The following is a 21,059-nucleotide window of genomic DNA, read 5'->3' as shown; positions in this document are numbered from 1 at the left end:
AGGAACCATGACAGCGACCCCCACGACCCCACCGGCGGACCCCGACTGTCGGTCGAGCATCCCGTTCTCGTTTGAGCTGTACCCGCCCAAGACGGATGCCGCGACGACGGCCCTGCATGCCACCATCGACGCCCTGGCTGCGGCCCGTCCGAAGTTCATCTCGGTGACCTACGGCGCCAGCGGTTCCTCCCGCACCTCGTCCCTGGACGTGCTGCGCTACATCCGCCGGGCCACCATCGTGGACCCGATGGCGCACCTCACCTGCGTCGGTTCCTCGCATGCCGAGGCGAGCAGCCTGATCCGCGAGTTCCTCGATGCCGGCGTGAGCAGCTTCCTCGCCCTCCGCGGTGACCCGCCCGAGGGCCTGACCGAGAACGATGCCTTCCTCGGCGACCTGCACAGCGCCGGCGAGCTGGTGCAACTGATCCATCGGGTACAGGCCGAGCGAGTGCCGTACCAGGAGACCCCCATCCCCGGACTCCCTCGCGCCCGCGCCGTGAAGACCGAACGTGAGCACGTGCGCATCGCCGTGGCCGCGTTCCCCAACGGGCACCCGCGCTCACGATCCACCGCGCAGGACATCGACACCCTGCTGGCCAAGCAGGCGGCGGGCGCCAACCTCGCCATCACCCAACTCTTCTTCCACGCCGACCACTACCTCAGCTTCATCCAGCGAGCCAGGGAAGCCGGAGTGGAGTTCCCGATCCTGCCCGGCATCATGCCCGTCACCAGCCCCGGCCGGCTGCGGCGCATCCTCGAGCTCTCCGGGGAGGAACTGCCCGCCGAACTCTCGATCCAGCTCGAAGTGGAACCCACCCTCGAGGGCCAGCGCGAGATCGGCGTCAGCCACGCCGCCGCCCTCGCCGAGAAGCTCATCGCCGGCGGGGCTCCCGGCCTGCACCTCTACGCCTTCAACCAGCACGAGACCGTGCTCGCCGTGCTCGACCGCGCCGGCGCGCTCGCACCGGCACAACCGGTCGTCTCCGCTCACAACCCACCTCCGACCCATCCCTCGACCAGCCCTGCCGACACCCGTGCCGGAATCCACTCCACGAAGGACCACTACTGATGACCATCACCGTCCCCGCATTCCCCACCGGAACGATCCTCGGCTACCCGCGGATCGGCCGCCGCCGCGAACTGAAGAAGGCCGTCGAAGCCTTCTGGGCCGGCCGGATCGACGCCGCTCAACTCGAAGCCACCGCGGCAGCCCTGCGCAACACCACCCGGGAGCGGCTCGTCGGCCTCGGGCTCGGCCGCAGCGACTCGTCGATTCCGGAGAGCTTCTCCTTCTATGACCAGGTGCTGGATGCGGCGGTGACCGTCGGCGCCATCCCCACCCGCTTCGCCGGTCTCGTCGACGCCGACGGTCACCTCGACCTCGCCGGCTACTTCACCCTGGCCCGCGGCGCCGGCGAGAACCTGCCGCTCGAAATGACCAAGTGGTTCGATTCCAATTACCACTATCTGGTGCCGGAAATCGGCCCGGAGACGAACTTCCACCTCGCCAGCGACCGCATCGTGCGGGAATTCGACGAGGCCGTCGCCGCCGGCTTCCTCACCCGACCCGTCATCGTCGGTCCGGTCACCTTCCTGCTCCTGGCCAAGCCGAGCGAAACGGCCCCGGCCGGCTTTCACCCGCTCGATCGCCTCGACGACCTGCTGCCGGTCTACGCCACCCTGATCGAGCGCCTCGCCGCCGCGGGTGCAGAGTGGGTACAGCTGGACGAACCGGCCCTCGTCAGCGAGAGCATCGACATCCCGCGCGACCGTGCCCTCGCCGCCCTCGCCCGGGCCTACGACACCCTCGGCGGCCTCGACAGGCGGCCCGGACTGTTCGTGGCCGCGCCCTACGGCAGCCTCGACGACGCCCTACCCGTTCTGGCCAAGACCCCGGTCGAGGCCATCGGCCTGGACCTCGTGCGCGGCACGGTGCCCGCCGACGTGCCCGGCCTGGCCGACACCACCCTCGTGGCCGGCGTGATCGACGGTCACAACATCTGGCGCGGCGACCTCGCCGCGGCGTTCGACAAGGTGGCCCAGCTGGGCGCGCTGAGCGACCGGATCGCGGTCTCCAGCTCCACCTCGCTGCTGCACCTGCCGCACGACGTCACCGACGAGACCAAGCTCGGCGCCGACCTCACCGGCTGGCTGGCGTTCGCCGACCAGAAGATCGGTCAGGTCGCCACCCTCGCTCGCGGCCTCTCCGAGGGGCAGGCTGCCGTGCAGGCCGATCTCGACGCGGCCACCGCGTCGCTGGAGGCGCGCCGGGTCTCGCCCGGCGTGCGTGACGGAGCCGTTCGCGCCCGCCTCGACACCCTCACCCCGGCCGACTTCAGTCGCGGCGACTACGAGGCCCGCCTGGCCGCTCAGGATGCCGTGCTCGACCTGCCCCCGCTGCCGACCACGACCATCGGCTCGTTCCCGCAGACGAGCGATATCCGCCGCGCTCGCGCCCGCCTGGTCTCGGGTGAACTCGCATCCGCCGACTACCAGGAGCTCATGCGCGCCGAGATCGGCCGGGTCGTGCAGCTGCAGGAAGACCTCGGCCTCGACGTTCTCGTGCACGGTGAACCCGAGCGCAACGACATGGTGCAGTACTTCGCCGAGAACCTCGATGGCTTCACCGTCACCGAGAACGGCTGGGTGCAGTCCTACGGCAGCCGGTGCACCCGTCCGTCGATCCTGTGGGGCGACGTCCGGCGGCCGGCGCCCATCACCGTGGAGTGGTCCAGCTACACCCAGACCCTCACCGAGAAGCCGGTCAAGGGGATGCTCACCGGACCGGTCACCATCCTGGCCTGGTCGTTCGTGCGCGACGACCAGCCGCTGGGGGAGACCGCCCGGCAAGTGGCGCTCGCGCTGCGCGACGAGATCGGTGACCTCGAGGCGGCCGGTATCCGGGTGGTACAGGTCGACGAGCCCGCGCTGCGCGAGCTGCTGCCCCTGAAGAAGAAGGACCACGCCGACTACCTGGATTGGTCGGTCGGGTCGTTCAGGCTCGCTACCGCGGGGGTCGCCGACCAGACCCAGATCCACACCCACCTCTGCTACTCGGAGTTCGGGGTCGTCATCGACGCGATCCGCAACCTGGACGCCGACGTGACCAGCATCGAGGCCGCCCGGTCGAAGATGGAGGTCGTCGCCGACCTGCAGACCAGTGGCTTCGACCACGGCATCGGCCCGGGCGTCTACGACATCCACTCGCCGCGGGTGCCCGGTGTGGCCGAGATCACCGAACTTCTCGAGCGGGCCCTGCAATCGATCCCCGCTCGCCAGGTCTGGGTGAACCCGGACTGCGGGCTGAAGACCCGCGGGTATGCGGAGACCGTGGAGTCCCTGCGCAACATCGTCGATGCCACCCGCGCGGTTCGGGCGACGCTGGTCTGACCTAGCTCGCTCTGACTACGCCGGCACAACACGAAGGCCCGACCCCTTGCGGGGTCGGGCCTGTTGTGTGCCTGGAGCGGAGCGGATCTAGACCGAACGCAACACCGCGACGACCTTGCCGAGGACCTCGGCGAAGTCGCCCAGGATCGGCTCGAAGTTGGTGTTGCGGGGGAGCAGCCAGGTGTGGCCGTCGCGCTGTCGCAGCACCTTCACCGTGGCTTCGCCGTCGAGCATCGCGGCGACGATCTCGCCGTTCTCCGCGGTCTTCTGCTGGCGGATGACCACCCAGTCGCCATCGCAGATGGCGGCGTCGATCATCGAATCACCGACGACCTTGAGCATGAACAGCTCGCCCTTGCCCACCAGTTGGCGGGGGAGCGGGAAGATCTCGTCGATCTGCTGGTCGGCCATGATCGGGATACCGGCGGCGATGCGGCCGACGAGCGGCACCATCGCCGCATCACCCACCTGGATGCCGGACTGGTAGTCATCGGCGGCGCCGGGCGTGACCTCCTCTGAGGACTGAGGCAGCTCGATAAGCACCTCGAGTGCGCGCGGCCGGTGCGGGTCGCGCCGCAGGTACCCGCTCAGCTCGAGCTGGTGCAGCTGGTGGGTCACGCTCGACAACGAGGACAGACCAACGGCGTCGCCGATCTCGCGCATGCTCGGCGGGTAACCGCGGTCGCGCACCGAACGCTGGATGACGTCCATCACCGCGCGCTGTTTGTCGCTCAGGCTCTTGCGGCGTCGCGTGCCGCCCTTGTCCCGAGGTGTGCTCTGTTGTGCCACGTTGACGCTCCTCTGGTTAGTCGGTTCGGGCTGGTGCTGGTGGGGCTCGTGCTCGCCGGGCTGATGCTCGTCGGGCTCATACTTCTCGGGCTCGGGCAGCAATGTCGGTGGTGTCTGTTTGAGTACAGCTACCCGATCGAAACTGTAGCCACAGAGCAGCGGTTCGTAGACATGCATTCGAGTGTGTTGCGGAATCTGTCTCCATAATATCCGGAAACAGGGTTGATTGTTCGAACACTCGAAGATATATTCGGAACATAGATTCGCATCTGGCCCTCCCGGCCGAGGGCCAGATGCGTTACCAGGAGGTTTGACATGAGCGCAGCATATGCAGCACCGGACAACCACAGCCCGGCCACCCCGCCCACCACACACCTGCGGCTGACCCGCCGCGGGCGGGCCGTTTTCACGGCCCTCGCCGCAGTGCCCCTGGTACTCGGCGTCATCGGCATCGCCGTCAACGGCGGCATGGCCGCGGCAGAGGGCAGCGCGGGTATCGGCGCGGCCGCGTTCGACTACGTCACCATTGAGGCCGGCCAGTCGCTCTGGCAGCTGGCCGAGTCTGTCGCCCCCGGACAAGACCCGCGCGACGTGATCATTGACATCGTCAACCTCAACCAGCTGTCCTCCGAGGCCGTGCAGCCCGGCCAGCGCCTCGCCCTTCCCGCCGACTACTGAGCCGCCCAGCTCAGCCCGAGCCGCTCAGCCCGGAGCCGCCCCGCCCCGCCCCGCCTCGGATACGAGGGGTCGGCCGCGGGCGCAACTAAGCTTGTTCGGGTGACCAGCCTCGACGACCTGCCCCTGCGTGCCAACCTCCGCGGACAAATCCCTTACGGAGCACCCCAGCTGCACGTGCCGGTGGCGTTGAACGTCAACGAGAACACCCACCCGATCCCGCCCGCGGTCGCCGCCGACATCGCGGAGGCCCTGGCCGAGGCCATCCTCACCGTCAACAGGTACCCCGACCGGGAATTCAGCCAGCTGCGCGACGCCCTCGCCGGCTACCTCGGTCACGGTCTCACCCGCGACAACATCTGGGCCGCCAACGGTTCCAACGAGGTTCTGCAGCAGGTTCTGCAGGCCTTCGGCGGGCCGGGCCGGTCGCTGCTCGGCTACGCGCCGACCTACTCGATGTACTCGATCCTCGCCTCCGGCACCGATACCCGCTGGATCCCCGGCGGCCGCGACGCCGACTACGAACTTTCGCCGGAGACCGCCGCCCGCTGGGTGGAGGAAGCCTCGCCCGACATCGTCTTCCTCTGCTCACCGAACAACCCGACCGGCACCCCGTTGTCGCTGGAGACCATCGCGGCCGTCTACGACGCCACCCCCGGCATCGTTGTCGTCGACGAGGCCTACGCCGAGTTCGCACCGGACGGCACCGACAGCGCCCTCACCCTGCTGCCCGGCCGGGAGCGCCTGCTCGTGTCCCGGACCATGAGCAAGGCCTTCGCTTTCGCCGGCGTGCGGCTGGGCTACCTGGCCGCCGACCCGGCTGTCACGGACGCGCTGCGCCTGGTCCGGCTGCCCTACCACCTGTCCGCCCTCACCCAGGCGGCGGCCGTGGCCGCGCTCGCCCACACCGGTGAGATGCTCGCCATGGTCGACGACATCCGGGTGCAACGCGATCGCCTGGTGACCGAACTGACGAAGCTCGGCTTCAGCCCACTGCGCAGCGGAAGCAACTTCGTGTTGTTCGGCGGAGTCTCCGACCCGCACGCGATCTTCCAGGCACTCCTGGCCGAAGGCATCCTGATCCGCGACGTCGGTATCCCCGGCCACCTCCGGGTCTCGGCCGGCACCGAAGCCGAGACGAGCGCGTTCCTGGCCGCCATCGCACGGCTCCGCCCGATAGCCGAATAAACTAACGCCATGAGCAACGTCACGCCCTCGCCTCGCCGTGCCCACCTGCAGCGCGAAACGAGCGAATCGAGCATCGACCTCTCGATCAACCTCGACGGCACCGGGGTGAGCGACATCCACACCAGCGTGCCGTTCTACGACCACCTGCTCACGGCGTTCGCGAAGCACTCGCTGACCGATCTCACCGTGCACGCCAAGGGCGACATCGAGATCGATGTGCACCACACCGTCGAGGACATCGGCATCGTGCTGGGCCAGGCCATCAAGCAGGCCCTCGGTGACAAGGCCGGCATCTCCCGCTACGGCGACGCCCTGGTGCCGCTGGACGAAGCCCTCGTGCAGGCCGTCGTGGACATCTCCGGTCGGCCGTACCTCGTGCACACCGGCGAGCCCGCCGGATTCGAATTCCACCTCATCGGCGGGCACTTCACCGGCTCAATGGTGCGGCACGTTTTCGAGGCCATCTCCTTCAACGCCGCGTTGACCGTGCACGTCACCGTCCTCGGCGGCCGCGACCCCCACCACATCGCCGAAGCCGAGTTCAAGGCCTTCGCCCGAGCCTTCCGCCAGGCCAAGGCCCACGACCCGCTGGTCTCCGGCATCCCGTCCACCAAGGGCGCACTGTGACCTCGGTCGTCGTCCTGGACTACGGCACGGGCAATGTGCACTCGGCCGTCAAGGCGCTCGAACTCGCCGGCGCCGACGTCACCCTCACCGGCGACCGCAAGCTCGCGCTCGAGGCCGACGGACTCCTGGTCCCCGGCGTCGGCGCGTTCAGCGCCGTGATGGCGGCGCTGAACGACGCCCACGGCGGCGACATCATCGACAAGCGCCTCTCCGGCGGGCGGCCGGTGATGGGCATCTGCGTGGGCATGCAGGTCATGTTCGAACACGGCGTCGAGCGCGGCATCGACACCGCGGGCCTCGGCGAGTGGCCGGGAACCGTCACCGCCCTGCCGGCACCGGTACTGCCGCACATGGGCTGGAACACCGTCACGCCCGACCCCGACACCGTGCTGTTCCGCGGACTGGAAGAGGAACGGTTCTACTTCGTGCACTCCTATGCCGCCCAGGAATGGAGCCTCGACGTGATGCCGCCGTTCCCGGTTCCCCGCCTCACCTGGGCCGAGCACGGCGCCCCGTTCCTCGCCGCCGTGGAGAACGGTCCGTTGTCGGCCACCCAGTTCCACCCCGAGAAGAGCGGCGACGCGGGCATCCGGCTGCTGAAGAACTGGCTCGGCACGCTCCGCGACTAGACATTCCCCCGTCGGTCGCTCCATCGCGGCCGCACCAACACGAAAAGGTCACCACAGCACATCATGAGCGAGTTCAACAAGACCCCGAAGCTGGTCCTCCTGCCCGCCGTCGACGTCGCCGACGGCAAGGCCGTCCGTCTCACCCAGGGTGAGGCCGGTACCGAGACCAACTACGGCGACCCGATGGATGCCGCCCTCGACTGGGCGAACCAGGGCGCGGAGTGGATCCACCTCGTCGACCTCGACGCCGCATTCGGGCGCGGTAACAACACCGCTGTGCTCAAGAAGGTCATCAAGCAGCTCCGCGGCGTGAATGTGGAGCTCTCCGGCGGCATCCGCGACGACAAGTCGCTCGAAGCGGCGCTGAACACCGGCGTCAAGCGAATCAACCTGGGCACCGCCGCACTGGAGAACCCCGAGTGGGCCGCCAACGTGATCGCCCAGTACGGCGACGCCATCGCGGTGGGACTCGATGTGCGCGGCACCACCCTTGCCGCCCGCGGCTGGACCAAGGACGGCGGCGACCTGTGGCAGGTGCTGGAGCGCCTCGAAGAGGCCCGCTGCACCCGCTACGTCGTCACCGACGTCACCAAGGACGGCACCCTCAAGGGGCCGAACATCGAACTGCTGCGCGAAGTGATGGAGCGCACCCACCGCCCCGTGATCGCCTCCGGAGGTATCTCCAGCCTCGACGACATCGCCGCGCTGCGCGAACTGGTACCCCTCGGCCTGGAAGGCGCGATCGTGGGCAAGGCCCTCTACGCGGGCGCCTTCACCCTCGCCGAGGCGCTGGATGTCTCCGGCGCGTAACCTCGGCTCGACCGGTCGGCCTGACCCAGCCGGCGGCTCCGCCGGTGGGGCTGCCGGTGACACGTCGGCGGATTCGGCCGGCCAGCCCTGGGCGAACCGGTCGCTGGAGGACACCGCGTTCGCCGACGACGACGGCCTCGCGCCGCCCGCCCTGCTGCTTGCGCTCCGCCGCTTCCAGGCCCGCGAGACCGGCGAGGAGGACGTCGTCGACGCCTTCCGTTCGGCGCGCCTGCTGATCCCTCTGGTCACCGCCCTCGGCGCGGATGAGGTCGGCACCGTTTCAGACGGAGCCGCCGGCCCGCACGGGCTGCGGGTGGACAAGACCCAGGAACTGTCGATCATCACCGTGGCCGGCCCGGACGGCCGCGCGGTGCTCCCGGTGTTCTCCTCGGCCGCGGCCATGCACCAGTGGAACGCCCAGGCGCGCCCGGTGCCCGCCGACGCCGTGCGGGTGGCACTGGCGGCGGCCCAGGAGAGCACCGACCTCGTGGTGCTCGACCCCACCGCCGACACCGAGTTCGCGGTGCGCCGACCGGCGCTCTGGGCGATCGCCCAGGGCGCGCCCTGGACCCCCAGCTACGCCAGCCGCTCCGTCGCCGTGGCGTTCGAGGAGTCCATCGCGACCGAGCTGTCAGTGCTCTCCGTGAGCCTGACCGCGGGCGACCCGCAGTCGCGGCTGGCGGGGCCCGAACTGATCGTGCGCCTCGAACTCGTCGACGGGCTCAACCGTGCCGTCCTGGACGCCACCCTGGCCCGCCTCGCGGCGCGCTGGGCGGCCAACGATGTGATCGCCATCGGGGTGGACTCCCTGCGGGTGCAGCTCGTCGCCTCGGCCTGACCCTCCACGCCCGCCGCCCGCCCGGCCCATCCGTCACCCGCAGAAACAACAGATAAGAGCGGCTTCCGAGCCGATGTCGGGGGTATCGGCAAGGATGGGTAGATGACGGAGATCCTCCAGCGCCTCTCACCGGCCACCCGCACCTGGTTCTCCGGCGCGTTCGATGCGCCCACCGAGGCCCAGCTCGGCGCCTGGGACGCCATCTCCCGCGGATCGCACACCCTCGTCGTCGCCCCCACCGGGTCGGGCAAGACCCTGGCCGCGTTCCTCTGGGCCCTCGACAAGCTGTACTCGACCTCCACGACACCGGTTGAACAGGATGCGGCCGCCGCGCCCACTGGCACCCGGGTGCTGTACATCTCGCCGCTGAAGGCTCTCGGCGTTGACGTGGAACGCAACCTGCGTGCCCCGTTGGTGGGCATCGGCCAGGCCGCCGAACGGCTGGGCCTGGCGCCGGTGCGGGTGACCGTTGGCGTGCGCAGCGGCGACACCCCCGCCGCGGACCGCCGGGCGCTCGTGAAGACACCGCCAGAGATCCTCATCACCACCCCCGAATCGCTCTTCCTGATGCTCACGTCCGCCGCCCGCGAGTCCCTGCGCGGCGTCGACACCGTCATCATCGACGAGATCCACGCCGTCGCGGCCAGCAAGCGCGGCGCCCACCTCGCCGTGTCCCTCGAACGCCTCGACGCGCTCCTGGCCACCCCCGCGCAGCGGATCGGCCTGTCCGCCACGGTGCGGCCGGCGTCTGAGGTGGCCCGGTTCCTCGGCGGTCAAGCACCCGTGGAGATCGTGGCGCCCAAGAACGAGAAGCGGTTCGACCTGCGCGTCGTGGTGCCCGTGGACGACATGACCCAGCTCGGCGCCGTGCCCGCCTCGGAGGGCGCCACCTCCGCCGCGGCCCCGCAGACCGGGTCGATCTGGCCGCACGTGGAAGAAGCCATCGTGGACGCCGTGCTCGCGCACTCATCCTCGATCGTGTTCGCCAACTCCCGCCGCCTCGCCGAACGGCTCACCGCCCGGTTCAACGAGATCTACAGTGAGCGGCTCGCCGCGGCCGAGGAGGCCGAGCTGGTGCTCGCGGGCGGCCCGGACGCCGGGGGAGCGGCCGGTGCCCAGGCCGGCGCAGCATCCGCTGCCCGAACGACCGCCACCGCACCGCCACCGCGGCCGCCCGCCGAGCTGATGGGCGGCAGCGGCCAGACCGAAGGTGCCGAGCTGCTCCTCGCCCGCGCCCACCACGGCTCGGTCAGCAAGGAACAGCGGGCCATGATCGAGGACGACCTCAAGTCCGGCCGGCTGCGTTGCGTGGTGGCCACGTCGAGCCTGGAACTCGGCATCGACATGGGCGAGGTCGACCTGGTCGTGCAGGTGGAATCGCCGCCGTCGGTGGCCAGCGGCCTGCAACGCGTGGGCCGGGCCGGCCACCAGGTCGGCGAGGTGTCCAGGGGCATCATCTTCCCCAAGCACCGGGCCGACCTCATCCACGCCACCGTCGCCGCCGAGCGGATGGTGTCGGGCATGATCGAGTCGCTGCAGGTGCCCGCGAACCCCCTCGACATCCTCGCCCAGCAGACCATCGCCGCCGTCGCGCTCGAACCCATCGACGCCGAGGAATGGTTCGACGCCGTACGGCGCAGCGCCCCGTTCGCCACCCTGCCCCGCTCCGCCTACGAGGCCACCCTCGACCTGCTCGCCGGACGCTACCCGTCCGATCAGTTCGCCGAACTGCGCCCACGGATCATCTGGGACCGCGACACCGGCCTGCTCACCGGCCGGCCCGGCGCACAGCGCCTGGCCGTCACCAGCGGCGGCACCATCCCCGACCGTGGTCTGTTCGGAGTCTTCATGGTCGGCGGCGACCAGCCCACCGGCCGCCGGGTCGGCGAGCTCGATGAGGAGATGGTCTACGAGTCCCGCGTCGGTGACGTCTTCGCGCTCGGCGCCACGAGTTGGCGCATCCAGGAGATCACCCACGACAGGGTGCTCGTGCTGCCCGCGTTCGGCGAACCAGGCCGGCTGCCGTTCTGGAAGGGCGACGGCCCGGGCCGGCCCGCCGAGCTTGGCGCGGCCATCGGCGCGTTCCTCCGCGAGGTGTCCGCGCTCACGCCCGCGAAGGCCCGAGCCCGCTGCCTGGCCGTCGGCCTCGACGAACGGGCGGTCACCAACCTGCTGGTCTTCCTCGACGAGCAGCGTGCAGCCACCCGCTACCTGCCCACTGACCAGACCCTGGTCGTCGAGAGGTTCCGCGACGAGCTCGGCGACTGGCGAGTCATCCTGCACTCGCCGTTCGGCCTCACCGTGCACGCCCCGTGGGCCCTGGCGGTCGGCGCGCGGGTGCGGGAACGCTTCGGCATCGACGGCGCCTGCGTCGCCAGCGACGACGGCATCGTCGTGCGCATCCCCGACACCGAGGCCGAATCGCCCGGCGCCGACCTCTTCGTCTTCGACCCCGACGAACTCGAGCAATTGGTCACCGACGAGGTCGGCGGCTCCGCCCTGTTCGCCTCCAGGTTCAGGGAGTGCGCCGCCCGGGCGCTGCTGCTGCCCCGGTACCGGCCGGGCAGCCGCTCACCGCTCTGGCAGCAACGCCAGAAAGCCGCCCAGCTGCTCGACGTGGCGCGCGAATACCCGTCGTTCCCGATCATCCTCGAAACCATCCGCGAATGCCTGCAGGATGTCTACGACCTGCCCGCCCTCGTGGCCCTGGCCAAGCAGGTGGCCAGCCGCGCCATCCGCCTGGTGGAGACCAGCACCGACTCGGCCAGCCCGTTCGCCAACGCCCTGCTCTTCGGTTACGTCGCGGCGTTCATGTACGAGGGCGACTCGCCGCTGGCCGAACGCCGGGCCACCGCCCTCTCGATCGACTCCGGCCTGCTCGCCGAACTGCTCGGGCGGGTGGAACTGCGGGAGCTGCTCGATCCCGTCGTGATCGACCGTACCGACGCGGAGCTGCAGCGCGTGGCCCCCGACCGCCGGGCCAAGGGCCTGGAGGGCGTGGCCGACCTGCTCCGCGGGCTCGGCCCGCTCACCGTGGCCGAGGTCGCCGCCCGACTGCAAGCCGCGACCGGCGTGGCCGAACGGAGCGAGCCGGCGGATGCGGTCGGTGAGTCGGAGTCCGACGGCGCCTCCGCCCCGCCCGCAGCCGGCGAGGCCGAGGCGCGTGCACACCTGGATGCGCTCACCGCCGCGCGCCGCGCCCTCAGGGTGGGCATCGCCGGCGAGGAGCGCTGGGCGGTGATCGAGGACGCCGGCCGGCTGCGTGACGCCCTCGGCGTTCCGCTGGCACCGGGCATCCCGGAGGCCTTCACCGAAAGTGTGAAAGACCCGCTCGGCGACCTGGTCAGCCGGTACGCCCGCACCCACGGCCCGTTCACCACCGCCGATGTCGCCGCCAGATTCGGGTTCGGCACGGCCATCGCCTTGGGCGCCCTGCGCCGCCTGGCGGATGCCCGCAGGATCGTCGAGGGCGAGTTCCGCCCGCACGGCAGCGGCAGCGAATGGTGCGACGCCGAGGTGCTGCGGCGCCTGCGGCGACGCTCGCTCGCCGCGCTCCGACACGAGGTGGAGCCTGTCGACCAGGCCACCCTCGGTCGATTCCTGCCGGTCTGGCAGCACGTGGGCGGTAAGTTGCGTGGTGTCGACGGCGTGGTCTCCGTGATCGAACAGCTCGAGGGCGCTCGCATCCCGGCCTCCGCCTGGGAGACCCTGATCCTGCCCGCCCGGGTGAGCGACTACAACCCGGGCATGCTCGACGAACTCACCAACGCCGGCGAGGTGCTCTGGGCCGGCGCCGGAACGCTCGCCGGCAACGACGGTTGGGTGAGCCTGCATCTGGCCGACACCGCCCCGCTCACCCTGCCGGTGCCCACCGAGCTGGACACCACGGCGCTGCAGCGGGAGATCCTCGCCACGCTGGGCGGTGGCGGTGGTTACTTCTTCCGGCAGCTGGCCGATTCGGTCGGCAGCCAGGACGACGGTGCCCTCGTCGACGCGCTGTGGGACCTGGTCTGGTCCGGACTGGTGAGCAACGACACCTTCGCCCCGGTGCGCTCGCTGGTCTCCGGCGGCAAGACCGCGCACTCCACCCGCCGGGCCGCACCGCGCGCCCGGCTGCACCGCGGCCGCGCCCTGCCCCGGCCCAGCCTGCCCAGCCGGCAGGGCCCGCCCACGGTCTCCGGCCGCTGGTCGATCGTGCCCGTCGCCGACACCTCGGCCACCCGTCGCGCACACGCGTTGGGCGAGACCATGCTCGAACGCTACGGCGTGGTCACCCGCGGCGCCGTGATGGGCGAGAACGTGCTCGGCGGCTTCGCCCTGGTCTATAAGACCCTCAGCGGCTTCGAGGAGATGGGCCGCTGCCGCCGGGGCTACTTCGTGGAGGGCCTCGGCGCCTCCCAGTTCGCCACCGCCGGCACCATCGACCGGATGCGCGGCTACGTCGACCAGCGGGAACGCGCCGAACGCGGCGACAGGTCGGTATCCGCCGCGGTGACCCTCGCCGCCACAGACCCGGCCAACCCCTACGGCGCCGTGCTGCCCTGGCCGGCCCTGCCCGAGGGCACCGGTCACCGGCCCGGCCGGAAGGCCGGCGGCCTGGTGGTACTCGTCGACGGGCACCTGGTGCTCTACGTGGAGCGCGGCGGCAAGTCGATGCTGGTGTTCGATCCGGCCGCCGCCGTTGACGGAGAGGCCGGCGAGACCGGTGCGGGTGCCGCCGAAGACGCACCCGCACCCGCCGCCGCCGCGACGCCGCGTTCGGCTCCGGCGACGGCACCTGCCTCCCGCGCGGCACCGGGCACAGCGGGCACCCCACGACCGGCGGCATCCGAGACCGTGCTCGCGGCGACCCGGTCGCTGGCCGCGACCGTCACCGCCGGGCGGGTGCCCAAGCTCGCCGTGGAAACCGTGAACGCCGAGTTTGTGCTCGGCACCACCGTGGGCGACGCGTTGCGCGCCGCCGGCTTCACCGAGACGCCGAGGGGGCTGAGGCTCAGTGCCTGAGGGTGACACCGTCTACCGCAGCGCCCGCAGCCTCGACGACGCCCTGCACGGAGCCACCCTCACGCGCTGCGACATCCGGGTACCCGCCTTCGCCACCGTCGACCTGACCGGCCAGACCGTGCACGAGGTCATCAGCCGCGGCAAACACCTGGTGGCGCACGTGGGGGAGACCAGCATCCACTCGCACCTGAAGATGGAGGGCACTTGGCACCTCTACCGGCACGGCACCAAATGGCAGCGGCCCGCATTCCAGGCCCGCATCGTGCTGGAGACCGCGGACTGGGTGGCCGTGGGATTCGAGCTGGGCACCCTCGAGCTGTTTCCCACCCCGGAGGACGAGCAGCACCTCGGCTATCTCGGTCCCGACTTGCTCGGCCCGAACTGGGACGCCGCGGAGGCCGTGCGCCGGCTTCGCGTAGCCGGGGACAGCGCAGCCGGAGACAGCACGGCCGGAGACAGCACGGCCGGAGACAGCACTGCCGAAGACAGTGCAGCGGGGGACCGGCCGGTGGCGGTCGCCCTCGGCGACCAGCGCAACCTCGCCGGGCTCGGCAATGTGTACGTCAACGAACTGTGTTTCCTGCGCGGGCTGCTGCCCACCCGGCCGATCGCCGAGGTCACCGATGTCGACGGCCTGGTCGCGCTGGCGCACCGGCTGATCACGGCCAACCGGGACCGTTCGGAGCGCACCACCACCGGCAACCTGCGCCGGGGCGCGCGCACCTTCGTCTACGGGCGCGAACGGCAGCCGTGCCGGCGCTGCGGCACAAGCATCCGCAGTGGCCGGCTGGGCCGCAGCGAACTCGAACAGCGGGTCACCTACTGGTGCCCGCGCTGCCAAACCTGAGCTAACTGTTGCCCGTCCGGACAATTGTGCCCGGCGCACCGGACGCACATGTCCGATTCGGCAACAGTTGCGGGGGAGGGAGCTAGTTGACCGGGCCGGTGAACTTCTCGCCGGGGCCCTGGCCGATCGGGTCCGGGATGCTCGACGCCTCGCGGAACGCCAGCTGCAACGACCGCAGCCCGTCGCGCAGGCTCCGCGCGTGCATGTCCGAGATATCGGGGGCGGATGCCGTGATCAGGCCGGCGAGGGCCGTGATCAACTTGCGCGCCTCATCCAGGTCGATCTGCGTGTCGGGGTCGTCGGCGAGGCCCACCTTGACCGCCGAGGCGCTCATCAGGTGCACCGCCGCGGTCGTGATGATCTCCACCGCCGCCACATCCGCGATGTCTCTCGTGGCCTGGCCGGACTGGTCCTGATCGTAATTGTCGCTCACTGGTTTCCTCTGCTATGCTTACCCGGGCTCCGAGATGAAAGTCTCGGTACGAAAGTGGATAATCTCCCACCCGCGCTTGACCGCTTCATAAAGGTTACCGGGTTGTTTGCACTCCGCCGTCGCTCGCTGGTTTCCAGCTTGCACGGTAGATAGGGTGCCGTACGTGGTTGATGAGTGACGGAACAAGGAAATGTTCCAGATCCCAGGAATTGCGCGCGCGATTGTCTCCTCTTCGTCTCCGGACGACATCCGTTGTCAGGCTGTAGCCACGATGCTTGAGTAGAGGAGAGACGCATCAGCGATCCCCGTACAAATGACCGTATCCGCGTCCCCGAAGTCCGTCTCGTTGGTCCCAACGGCGAACAGGTTGGGGTCGTGGCGATTGATGTCGCCCTGCGCCTGGCACAGGAGGCTGACCTCGATCTGGTCGAAGTAGCCCCCACGTCCAAGCCGCCGGTCGCGAAGATCATGGATTACGGCAAGTTCAAGTACGAAGCTGCGCAGAAGGCGAAAGAAGCCCGGCGCAACCAGGCGAACACGATCCTCAAAGAGGTTCGTTTCCGTCTCAAGATTGATAAGCACGACTACGAGACCAAGCGCAAGCGCGCCGAAGGCTTCCTGAAGGCCGGCGACAAGGTCAAGGCCATGATTCTGTTCCGTGGCCGTGAACAGTCCCGTCCCGATCAGGGTGTACGTCTGCTTCAGAGATTTGCCGAGGATGTCGCGGAATTCGGTTCTGTGGAATCGAGCCCGACCATCGACGGTCGAAACATGGTCATGGTGATTGGCCCGCTGAAGAACAAATCAGAGGCCAAGGCAGAGGCCAATGCACATAGAGCTGCAGATAAAGCAGCCAAACAGGAGGAAAAGAATGCCTAAGCAGAAGACCCACTCTGGGACAAAGAAGCGTTTCAAGGTCACTGGCTCCGGCAAGATCATGAAGCAGCAGGCCGGACTTCGCCACAACCTCGAGGTCAAGAGCACGCAGCGCAAGTCCCGCCTGAACCAGGACCAGGTTCTCGCCAAGGCCGACGTCAAGGCCATCAAGAAGCTTCTCGGCCACTAGGCCCCGTACCCCTAAAGGAATTAGAAAATGGCAAGAGTAAAGAGGGCCGTAAACGCCCACAAGAAGCGTCGCGTAATCCTTGAGCGCGCCCAGGGTTACCGCGGTCAGCGTTCACGCCTGTACCGCAAGGCCAAGGAGCAGGTCACTCACTCCCTCGTCTACAGCTACCGTGACCGTCGTGCACGCAAGGGTGACTTCCGTCGCCTGTGGATCCAGCGCATCAACGCTGCGTCCCGTGCGAACGGCCTGACCTACAATCGCCTCATCCAGGGCCTCGCCCTGGCCGGCATCCAGGTTGACCGTCGCATCCTCGCCGACCTCGCCGTCACCGAGCCCGCCACCTTCGCGGCCATCGTTGAGAGCGCCAAGGCAGCACTGCCCGCTGACACCTCCGCAGCCAAGGTTGCCAAGTAGTCACACCTGCTTGTTTCACGGGAGCGACCATCACTGATGGTCGCTCCCGTTTTGCGTACCCGGCGGCGCATTAGATGGCCGGGGTGCCCGGCACCTAAACTGAGTGCATGCTAGATAACCCCCGATCTCCTCGCGTGCGTGCCGTCGCGAAACTTGCGAACCGAGCCGCCCGCTCCGAGACGGGACTGTTCCTCCTCGAGGGTCCGCAGGCCGTCTCCGAAGCCCTCACCTTCCGCCCCGAACTCGTCGTGGAGTTGTATGCCACTCCCACGGCGCTCGAGCGCTACACCGAGATCGGCGATGCCGCGGTCGCCGCCGGCGTGGACGTGGAATTCGTCACCGAGCAGGTGCTCGAGACGATGGCCGACACCGTCACCCCGCAGGGCTTCATCGCGGTGTGCCACCAGTTCCCCACCTCGATCAAGAAGATCTTCGCCAATGAGCCCAAGCTCATCGCCATCCTCGAAGAGGTGCGCGATCCCGGCAACGCCGGCACCATCATCCGGGCAGCGGATGCGGCGGGCGCCGACGCCGTGATCTTCACCGGGCGCAGCGTGGACCTGTACAACCCCAAGGTGGTGCGCTCCTCCACCGGTTCGATCTTCCACCTGCCCGTCGCCGTAGGCGTCACTCTCACCGATGTGCGTGAGCGGGCGAAGTTCGCCGGCATGCAGATCCTCGCCGCCGACATCAAGGGTGAAGACCTGCTCGAGGCCCGCAACAGCGGCCTCCTTGCCGGGCCCACCGCCTGGTTGTTCGGCAACGAGGCCCGCGGTCTCACCGAGGAAGACCTGGCCATGGCGGACCGCTCGATCAGCGTTCCCATCTACGGCCACGCCGAATCGATGAACCTCGCCACGGCCGCGTCTGTCTGCCTGTACGAGAGCGCCTTCTCGCACCGCGCCTAGCATCTTTCCCGGTCGGGCGTCTATTACGTTTGGGTTACCGACCGGGCCAATGCCGCGCTAAAGGTGGTCTGTCGGGCCTACCCGGGCATAAGTTGGGGGGTATGGAGCCAACAGACGCATCACCGGCGACGTCCAATATCACCGTACGCCGGGGGGAACCCCTGGTCGTGATCACGGACGTCAACAAGAACTACGGGGAACTGCACGTTCTGAAAAACATCAACGCCACGGTCAACCGGGGCGAGGTGGTCGTGGTCATCGGCCCCAGCGGGTCGGGTAAGTCCACCCTCTGCCGGGCGATCAACCGCCTCGAAACGATCGACAACGGCACGATCACCATCGACGGCAAGGAACTGCCGAACGAGGGCAAAGCCCTCGCGCAGCTGCGCGCCGACGTGGGCATGGTGTTCCAGGCGTTCAACTTGTTCGCACACAAGACCGTGCTCGAGAACGTCACGCTCGGCCCGATCAAGGTTCGCGGCATGAGCAAGGCCGACGCCGAGAAGAAGGCCATGGCGCTTCTGGAACGTGTCGGCGTGGCCAACCAGGCCAAGAAGATGCCGTCCCAGCTTTCCGGCGGCCAGCAGCAGCGGGTGGCCATCGCCCGCGCCCTGGCCATGGACCCCAAGCTGATCCTGCTCGACGAGCCCACCAGTGCGCTCGACCCCGAGATGATCAACGAGGTCCTCGAGGTCATGGTCGACCTCGCCAACGAGGGCATGACCATGATCGTCGTCACGCACGAGATGGGCTTCGCCCGCAAGGCGGCCGACAGGGTCATCTTCATGGCCGAGGGCGACATCGTCGAGGAAACCACCCCGGAGAAGTTCTTCACCAACCCCCAGAGCACGAGAGCGAAAGACTTCCTCTCCAAAATACTTGCCCACTAACCGGTCGGCGAGACACACAGCACACAGGAGGAAACCATGAGACGCAACAAGGGTCTAATGATCTCTGCCATCGCCCTGGTCGGAGCGTTCGCGCTGAGCGGCTGCACCGACTCCGGAGCGAGCACGCCGTCGGCGGCACCGGTCGACGAGGAGATCACGTTCGAAGAGGGCACCACAATGGCCGCCCTGAACGAAGCCGGCGAGATCACCATCGGCACCAAGTTCGACCAGCCGTTGTTCGGCCTCAAGGGCCCGGATGGCAACCCGGTCGGCTTCGACGTCGAAATCGGCAAGCTCATCGCGTCCAAGCTCGGCATTGAGGCGTCGGACATCACCTGGACTGAGACTGTCTCCGCCAACCGTGAACCGTTCATCCAGAACGGTCAGGTCGACCTGGTCGTCGCCACCTACACGATCAACGATGCGCGCAAGGAAGTTGTCTCCTTCGCCGGCCCGTACTACGAAGCCGGACAGGACCTGCTGGTGCTGGCGGGCAACGAGGCCGGGATCGAAGGTCCCGACGACCTGGCCGACAAGAAGGTCTGCACCGTGAGCGGCTCCACGTCGGAGAAGAACATCGCCGCGTACACGACCAACATCATCGCCACCGACACCTACTCGAACTGCCTCGGCCCGCTGCGCAGCGGTGAGGTCGACGCTGTCACCACCGACAACGTGATCCTGGCCGGCCTCGCCGACCAGAACGCCGGTGAGTTCGAGGTCGTCGGTAACCCGTTCACCGCCGAGCCCTACGGCATCGGCCTGGCCAAGGACGACACCGAGTTCCGCAACTTCATCAACGATGTCCTCGAAGAGGCCTATGAGGACGGTTCCTGGGCTGCAGCCTGGGAGGCCACCGCGGGCTCCGTGCTCGAGACGCCGGAACCGCCGGCGGTCGACCGCTACTAGCAGTACCGCACAATCGATCGGGGTGGCCGCACCGGCCGCCCCGATCCGCAGTTTTCACTCGAACTACCAAGAGGCCTCAAGGTCTCGACAAACACAGAGGAGGTGAGTCTTGGACGCAGTCATCGAAAACCTGCCGGTCTTTCTGGAAGGCTTCAAGAACACGCTCGGGTTGCTGGTCTTCTCCGGCATCGGCGCACTCGTGCTCGGAGTCATCGTTGCCGCCCTGCGCATCTCGCCCATCGCGTCATTCCGGGCCTTTGCGACCGTCTACACCGAGCTGGTCCGCAACACGCCGCTCACCCTCGTGCTGTTCTTCTGCGCGTACATCCTGCCGTACCTGCAGTTCTCGCCCGGCTACTTCCTGCTGGCGCTGATCGGTCTCACCGTCTACACCTCGCCGTTCGTCGCCGAGGCACTGCGCTCCGGCATCAACGGAGTGCCCGTCGGCCAGGCCGAAGCCGCCCGCAGCGTCGGCCTCACCTTCGGCCAATCGCTCAGCTTCGTGATCATGCCGCAGGCCGTGCGGATGGTCATCCCGCCGCTGATCAACGTCTTCATCGCTCTCACCAAGAACACCTCGGTCGCCGGGGCCTTCTTCGTGTTCGAGCTCTTCCAGGCGTCCCGCCAGGTCGTCAACGATCGCGGCGACGAGGTTATCGCGATCCTGCTGGCCGTCGCGTTCTTCTACCTGATCATCACGGTCACACTCGGGCAGATTGCCGCCAGGGTGGAAAAGAAAGTGGCGGTGCTCCGATGAGCTCAGTACTCTACGACGCACCCGGCCCCAAGGCCCGTGCCCGCTCCCGGGTCATCTCCGTCGTCGGCGTGATCATCATCCTCGCCGGTCTGACCTGGCTGATCCTGGCCCTCGGCGCCCCCAAGCCCAGCGCCAACGGCGCCATCCAGCCCGGCATGTGGGACCCGACCCGCTGGGACGCCCTGCTCGACGTCGAGGTGTGGCGCACCCTCGGGCGTGGCGCACTGGCGACCCTCACCATGGCCGGTGTCGCCGCGTTCTTCGCGCTGATCCTGGGCGTGCTGTTCTCGTTCCTGCGTTCGGCCGACCACGCCGCCATCCGGGTGCCGACGACAATCGTCCTGGAGTTCGTGCGCGGCATGCCCGTGCTGCTGATGATGCTCTTCATCCTGCTGGTGTTCTCCACAGGGTCGTTCTGGGCCGGCGTTGCGGCGCTGTCCGTCTACAACGGCGCGATCATCGGCGAGGCGCTGCGAGCGGGCATCAATTCGCTCCCGCGTGGCCAGCGGGAGGCCGGTCTCGCGATCGGCCTGACGCCCATCGCCACCCGGTTCCGCATCGAATTCCCGCAGGCGTTCCGGCAGATGCTGCCGATCATCATCGCGCAGCTCGTGGTGCTGCTCAAGGACACCTCGCTGGCGTTCATCGTCGGCTACGAGGAACTCCTGCGCAGCGGCCTCTACACGATGACCAACTTCTTCGGCCAGCGGTACCAGTTCTCGTTCTTCCTCATCGTGCTGGCCATCTACCTGGCGATGAACCTGTCGCTGTCCTGGCTGGCGCGGGTGATCGCCCGACGTTCGGGACCCAAGGCAGGCAAGCTCGTCGACCCAGCTCCTGAGCCCATGCCGAACGCCGCCGGCGCAGGCGGCGGCTTCTAAGACG

20 protein-coding genes are annotated in these 21,059 nt (G+C 68.6%); 18 read left to right on the top strand and 2 right to left on the bottom strand.

Annotation, left to right across the window (positions count from 1 at the left end):
• The first annotated feature begins 7 nt into the window (after positions 1-7).
• Together C3B61_RS02435 and metE are read left to right on the top strand one after the other, a co-directional pair.
• Entirely contained in the window at positions 8-1,069 is a 1,062-nt protein-coding gene (locus C3B61_RS02435; protein ID WP_103459428.1) for a methylenetetrahydrofolate reductase, read from the top strand.
• Positions 1,069-3,390 (top strand): 5-methyltetrahydropteroyltriglutamate--homocysteine S-methyltransferase, encoded by a 2,322-nt coding sequence (gene metE / locus C3B61_RS02430; RefSeq protein ID WP_103459427.1) that lies wholly within the window; start codon positions 1,069-1,071, stop codon positions 3,388-3,390. Before C3B61_RS02435 ends, metE begins: the two co-directional genes overlap by 1 nt.
• Before the next feature lie 87 nt (positions 3,391-3,477).
• Here the strand turns inward: metE and lexA are convergent, their stop codons facing one another.
• Entirely contained in the window at positions 3,478-4,101 is a 624-nt protein-coding gene (gene lexA, locus C3B61_RS02425; RefSeq protein WP_240632483.1) for a transcriptional repressor LexA, read from the bottom strand.
• Between the two features lie 393 nt (positions 4,102-4,494).
• Between lexA and C3B61_RS02420 the strand changes: the two genes are divergently transcribed.
• The 8 genes from C3B61_RS02420 (at position 4,495) to C3B61_RS02385 (ending at position 14,797) form a co-directional block, all read left to right on the top strand.
• Positions 4,495-4,857, top strand: a complete 363-nt coding sequence (locus tag C3B61_RS02420) for a LysM peptidoglycan-binding domain-containing protein (RefSeq protein ID WP_103459426.1) — start codon at positions 4,495-4,497, stop codon at positions 4,855-4,857.
• A 99-nt stretch (positions 4,858-4,956) separates the two neighbouring features.
• Positions 4,957-6,042, top strand: coding sequence for a histidinol-phosphate transaminase (locus C3B61_RS02415; protein ID WP_103459425.1), 1,086 nt, complete (start codon positions 4,957-4,959; stop codon positions 6,040-6,042).
• Between the two features lie 9 nt (positions 6,043-6,051).
• Positions 6,052-6,669 (top strand): imidazoleglycerol-phosphate dehydratase HisB, encoded by a 618-nt coding sequence (gene hisB / locus C3B61_RS02410; RefSeq protein WP_103459424.1) that lies wholly within the window; start codon positions 6,052-6,054, stop codon positions 6,667-6,669.
• Positions 6,666-7,298: an imidazole glycerol phosphate synthase subunit HisH gene (gene hisH / locus C3B61_RS02405; RefSeq protein WP_088455736.1), complete on the top strand. Its 633-nt coding sequence runs from the start codon at positions 6,666-6,668 to the stop codon at positions 7,296-7,298. The genes hisB and hisH overlap by 4 nt, the downstream gene beginning before the upstream one ends.
• 63 nt (positions 7,299-7,361) lie before the next feature.
• A complete protein-coding gene (gene priA / locus C3B61_RS02400) occupies positions 7,362-8,108 on the top strand; it encodes a bifunctional 1-(5-phosphoribosyl)-5-((5-phosphoribosylamino)methylideneamino)imidazole-4-carboxamide isomerase/phosphoribosylanthranilate isomerase PriA (RefSeq protein ID WP_103459423.1) in 747 nt (248 codons plus the stop codon).
• Positions 8,092-8,946, top strand: a complete 855-nt coding sequence (locus C3B61_RS02395; RefSeq protein WP_103459422.1) for an SseB family protein — start codon at positions 8,092-8,094, stop codon at positions 8,944-8,946. The genes priA and C3B61_RS02395 overlap by 17 nt, the downstream gene beginning before the upstream one ends.
• Before the next feature lie 102 nt (positions 8,947-9,048).
• Positions 9,049-13,950, top strand: coding sequence for an Lhr family ATP-dependent helicase (locus C3B61_RS02390; protein WP_103459421.1), 4,902 nt, complete (start codon positions 9,049-9,051; stop codon positions 13,948-13,950).
• Positions 13,943-14,797 (top strand): DNA-formamidopyrimidine glycosylase family protein, encoded by an 855-nt coding sequence (locus tag C3B61_RS02385; protein ID WP_103459420.1) that lies wholly within the window; start codon positions 13,943-13,945, stop codon positions 14,795-14,797. Before C3B61_RS02390 ends, C3B61_RS02385 begins: the two co-directional genes overlap by 8 nt.
• A gap of 82 nt (positions 14,798-14,879) precedes the next feature.
• Here C3B61_RS02385 and C3B61_RS02380 read toward each other — a convergent pair whose 3' ends face one another.
• On the bottom strand, positions 14,880-15,230 hold the full coding sequence (locus tag C3B61_RS02380) for a DUF1844 domain-containing protein (RefSeq protein WP_103429550.1): 351 nt from the start codon (positions 15,228-15,230) through the stop codon (positions 14,880-14,882).
• A gap of 294 nt (positions 15,231-15,524) precedes the next feature.
• Here C3B61_RS02380 and infC point away from each other — a divergent pair, with 294 nt between their 5' ends.
• The 8 genes from infC to C3B61_RS02340 all read left to right on the top strand — a co-directional run bounded on the left by infC (position 15,525) and on the right by C3B61_RS02340 (position 21,055).
• Positions 15,525-16,109 carry a translation initiation factor IF-3 gene (gene infC / locus C3B61_RS02375; protein ID WP_084020755.1) on the top strand — a complete coding sequence of 195 codons (585 nt, stop codon included), beginning with the start codon at positions 15,525-15,527 and terminating at the stop codon, positions 16,107-16,109.
• Entirely contained in the window at positions 16,102-16,296 is a 195-nt protein-coding gene (rpmI, locus tag C3B61_RS02370; protein WP_066594389.1) for a 50S ribosomal protein L35, read from the top strand. Before infC ends, rpmI begins: the two co-directional genes overlap by 8 nt.
• 27 nt (positions 16,297-16,323) lie before the next feature.
• A complete protein-coding gene (gene rplT / locus C3B61_RS02365; protein ID WP_088455742.1) occupies positions 16,324-16,710 on the top strand; it encodes a 50S ribosomal protein L20 in 387 nt (128 codons plus the stop codon).
• A 107-nt stretch (positions 16,711-16,817) separates the two neighbouring features.
• A complete protein-coding gene (locus tag C3B61_RS02360) occupies positions 16,818-17,618 on the top strand; it encodes a TrmH family RNA methyltransferase (protein WP_103459419.1) in 801 nt (266 codons plus the stop codon).
• 101 nt (positions 17,619-17,719) lie between these two features.
• Entirely contained in the window at positions 17,720-18,508 is a 789-nt protein-coding gene (locus tag C3B61_RS02355; RefSeq protein ID WP_103429552.1) for an amino acid ABC transporter ATP-binding protein, read from the top strand.
• A gap of 36 nt (positions 18,509-18,544) precedes the next feature.
• Entirely contained in the window at positions 18,545-19,417 is an 873-nt protein-coding gene (locus C3B61_RS02350; RefSeq protein WP_103459418.1) for a glutamate ABC transporter substrate-binding protein, read from the top strand.
• A 109-nt stretch (positions 19,418-19,526) separates the two neighbouring features.
• Entirely contained in the window at positions 19,527-20,174 is a 648-nt protein-coding gene (locus tag C3B61_RS02345; protein WP_103429554.1) for an amino acid ABC transporter permease, read from the top strand.
• Positions 20,171-21,055 (top strand): amino acid ABC transporter permease, encoded by an 885-nt coding sequence (locus C3B61_RS02340; protein ID WP_103459417.1) that lies wholly within the window; start codon positions 20,171-20,173, stop codon positions 21,053-21,055. Before C3B61_RS02345 ends, C3B61_RS02340 begins: the two co-directional genes overlap by 4 nt.
• Positions 21,056-21,059: the final 4 nt, after the last annotated feature.

The sequence above is a fragment of the Cryobacterium zongtaii genome (genome assembly GCF_002909375.1).
In the GTDB taxonomy this organism is placed as follows: Bacteria; Actinomycetota; Actinomycetes; order Actinomycetales; family Microbacteriaceae; genus Cryobacterium; species Cryobacterium zongtaii.
The sequence above is the reverse complement of the archived record's forward strand: the minus strand, read 5'-3'. Positions and strand labels throughout refer to the sequence as shown.

Bases quoted from the DNA above. Each gene is read 5' to 3' on its own strand.
- C3B61_RS02340 (WP_103459417.1), top strand. From the start codon at position 20,171: ATGAGCTCAGTACTCTACGACGCACCCGGCCCCAAGGCCCGTGCCCGC.
- C3B61_RS02390 (WP_103459421.1), top strand. From the start codon at position 9,049: ATGACGGAGATCCTCCAGCGCCTCTCACCGGCCACCCGCACCTGGTTC.
- C3B61_RS02350 (WP_103459418.1), top strand. From the start codon at position 18,545: ATGAGACGCAACAAGGGTCTAATGATCTCTGCCATCGCCCTGGTCGGA.
- C3B61_RS02395 (WP_103459422.1), top strand. From the start codon at position 8,092: ATGTCTCCGGCGCGTAACCTCGGCTCGACCGGTCGGCCTGACCCAGCC.
- C3B61_RS02420 (WP_103459426.1), top strand. From the start codon at position 4,495: ATGAGCGCAGCATATGCAGCACCGGACAACCACAGCCCGGCCACCCCG.
- lexA (WP_240632483.1), bottom strand. From the start codon at position 4,101: ATGGACGTCATCCAGCGTTCGGTGCGCGACCGCGGTTACCCGCCGAGC.
- hisB (WP_103459424.1), top strand. From the start codon at position 6,052: ATGAGCAACGTCACGCCCTCGCCTCGCCGTGCCCACCTGCAGCGCGAA.
- priA (WP_103459423.1), top strand. From the start codon at position 7,362: ATGAGCGAGTTCAACAAGACCCCGAAGCTGGTCCTCCTGCCCGCCGTC.
- rplT (WP_088455742.1), top strand. From the start codon at position 16,324: ATGGCAAGAGTAAAGAGGGCCGTAAACGCCCACAAGAAGCGTCGCGTA.
- C3B61_RS02435 (WP_103459428.1), top strand. From the start codon at position 8: ATGACAGCGACCCCCACGACCCCACCGGCGGACCCCGACTGTCGGTCG.
- C3B61_RS02355 (WP_103429552.1), top strand. From the start codon at position 17,720: ATGGAGCCAACAGACGCATCACCGGCGACGTCCAATATCACCGTACGC.
- metE (WP_103459427.1), top strand. From the start codon at position 1,069: ATGACCATCACCGTCCCCGCATTCCCCACCGGAACGATCCTCGGCTAC.
- rpmI (WP_066594389.1), top strand. From the start codon at position 16,102: ATGCCTAAGCAGAAGACCCACTCTGGGACAAAGAAGCGTTTCAAGGTC.
- C3B61_RS02360 (WP_103459419.1), top strand. From the start codon at position 16,818: ATGCTAGATAACCCCCGATCTCCTCGCGTGCGTGCCGTCGCGAAACTT.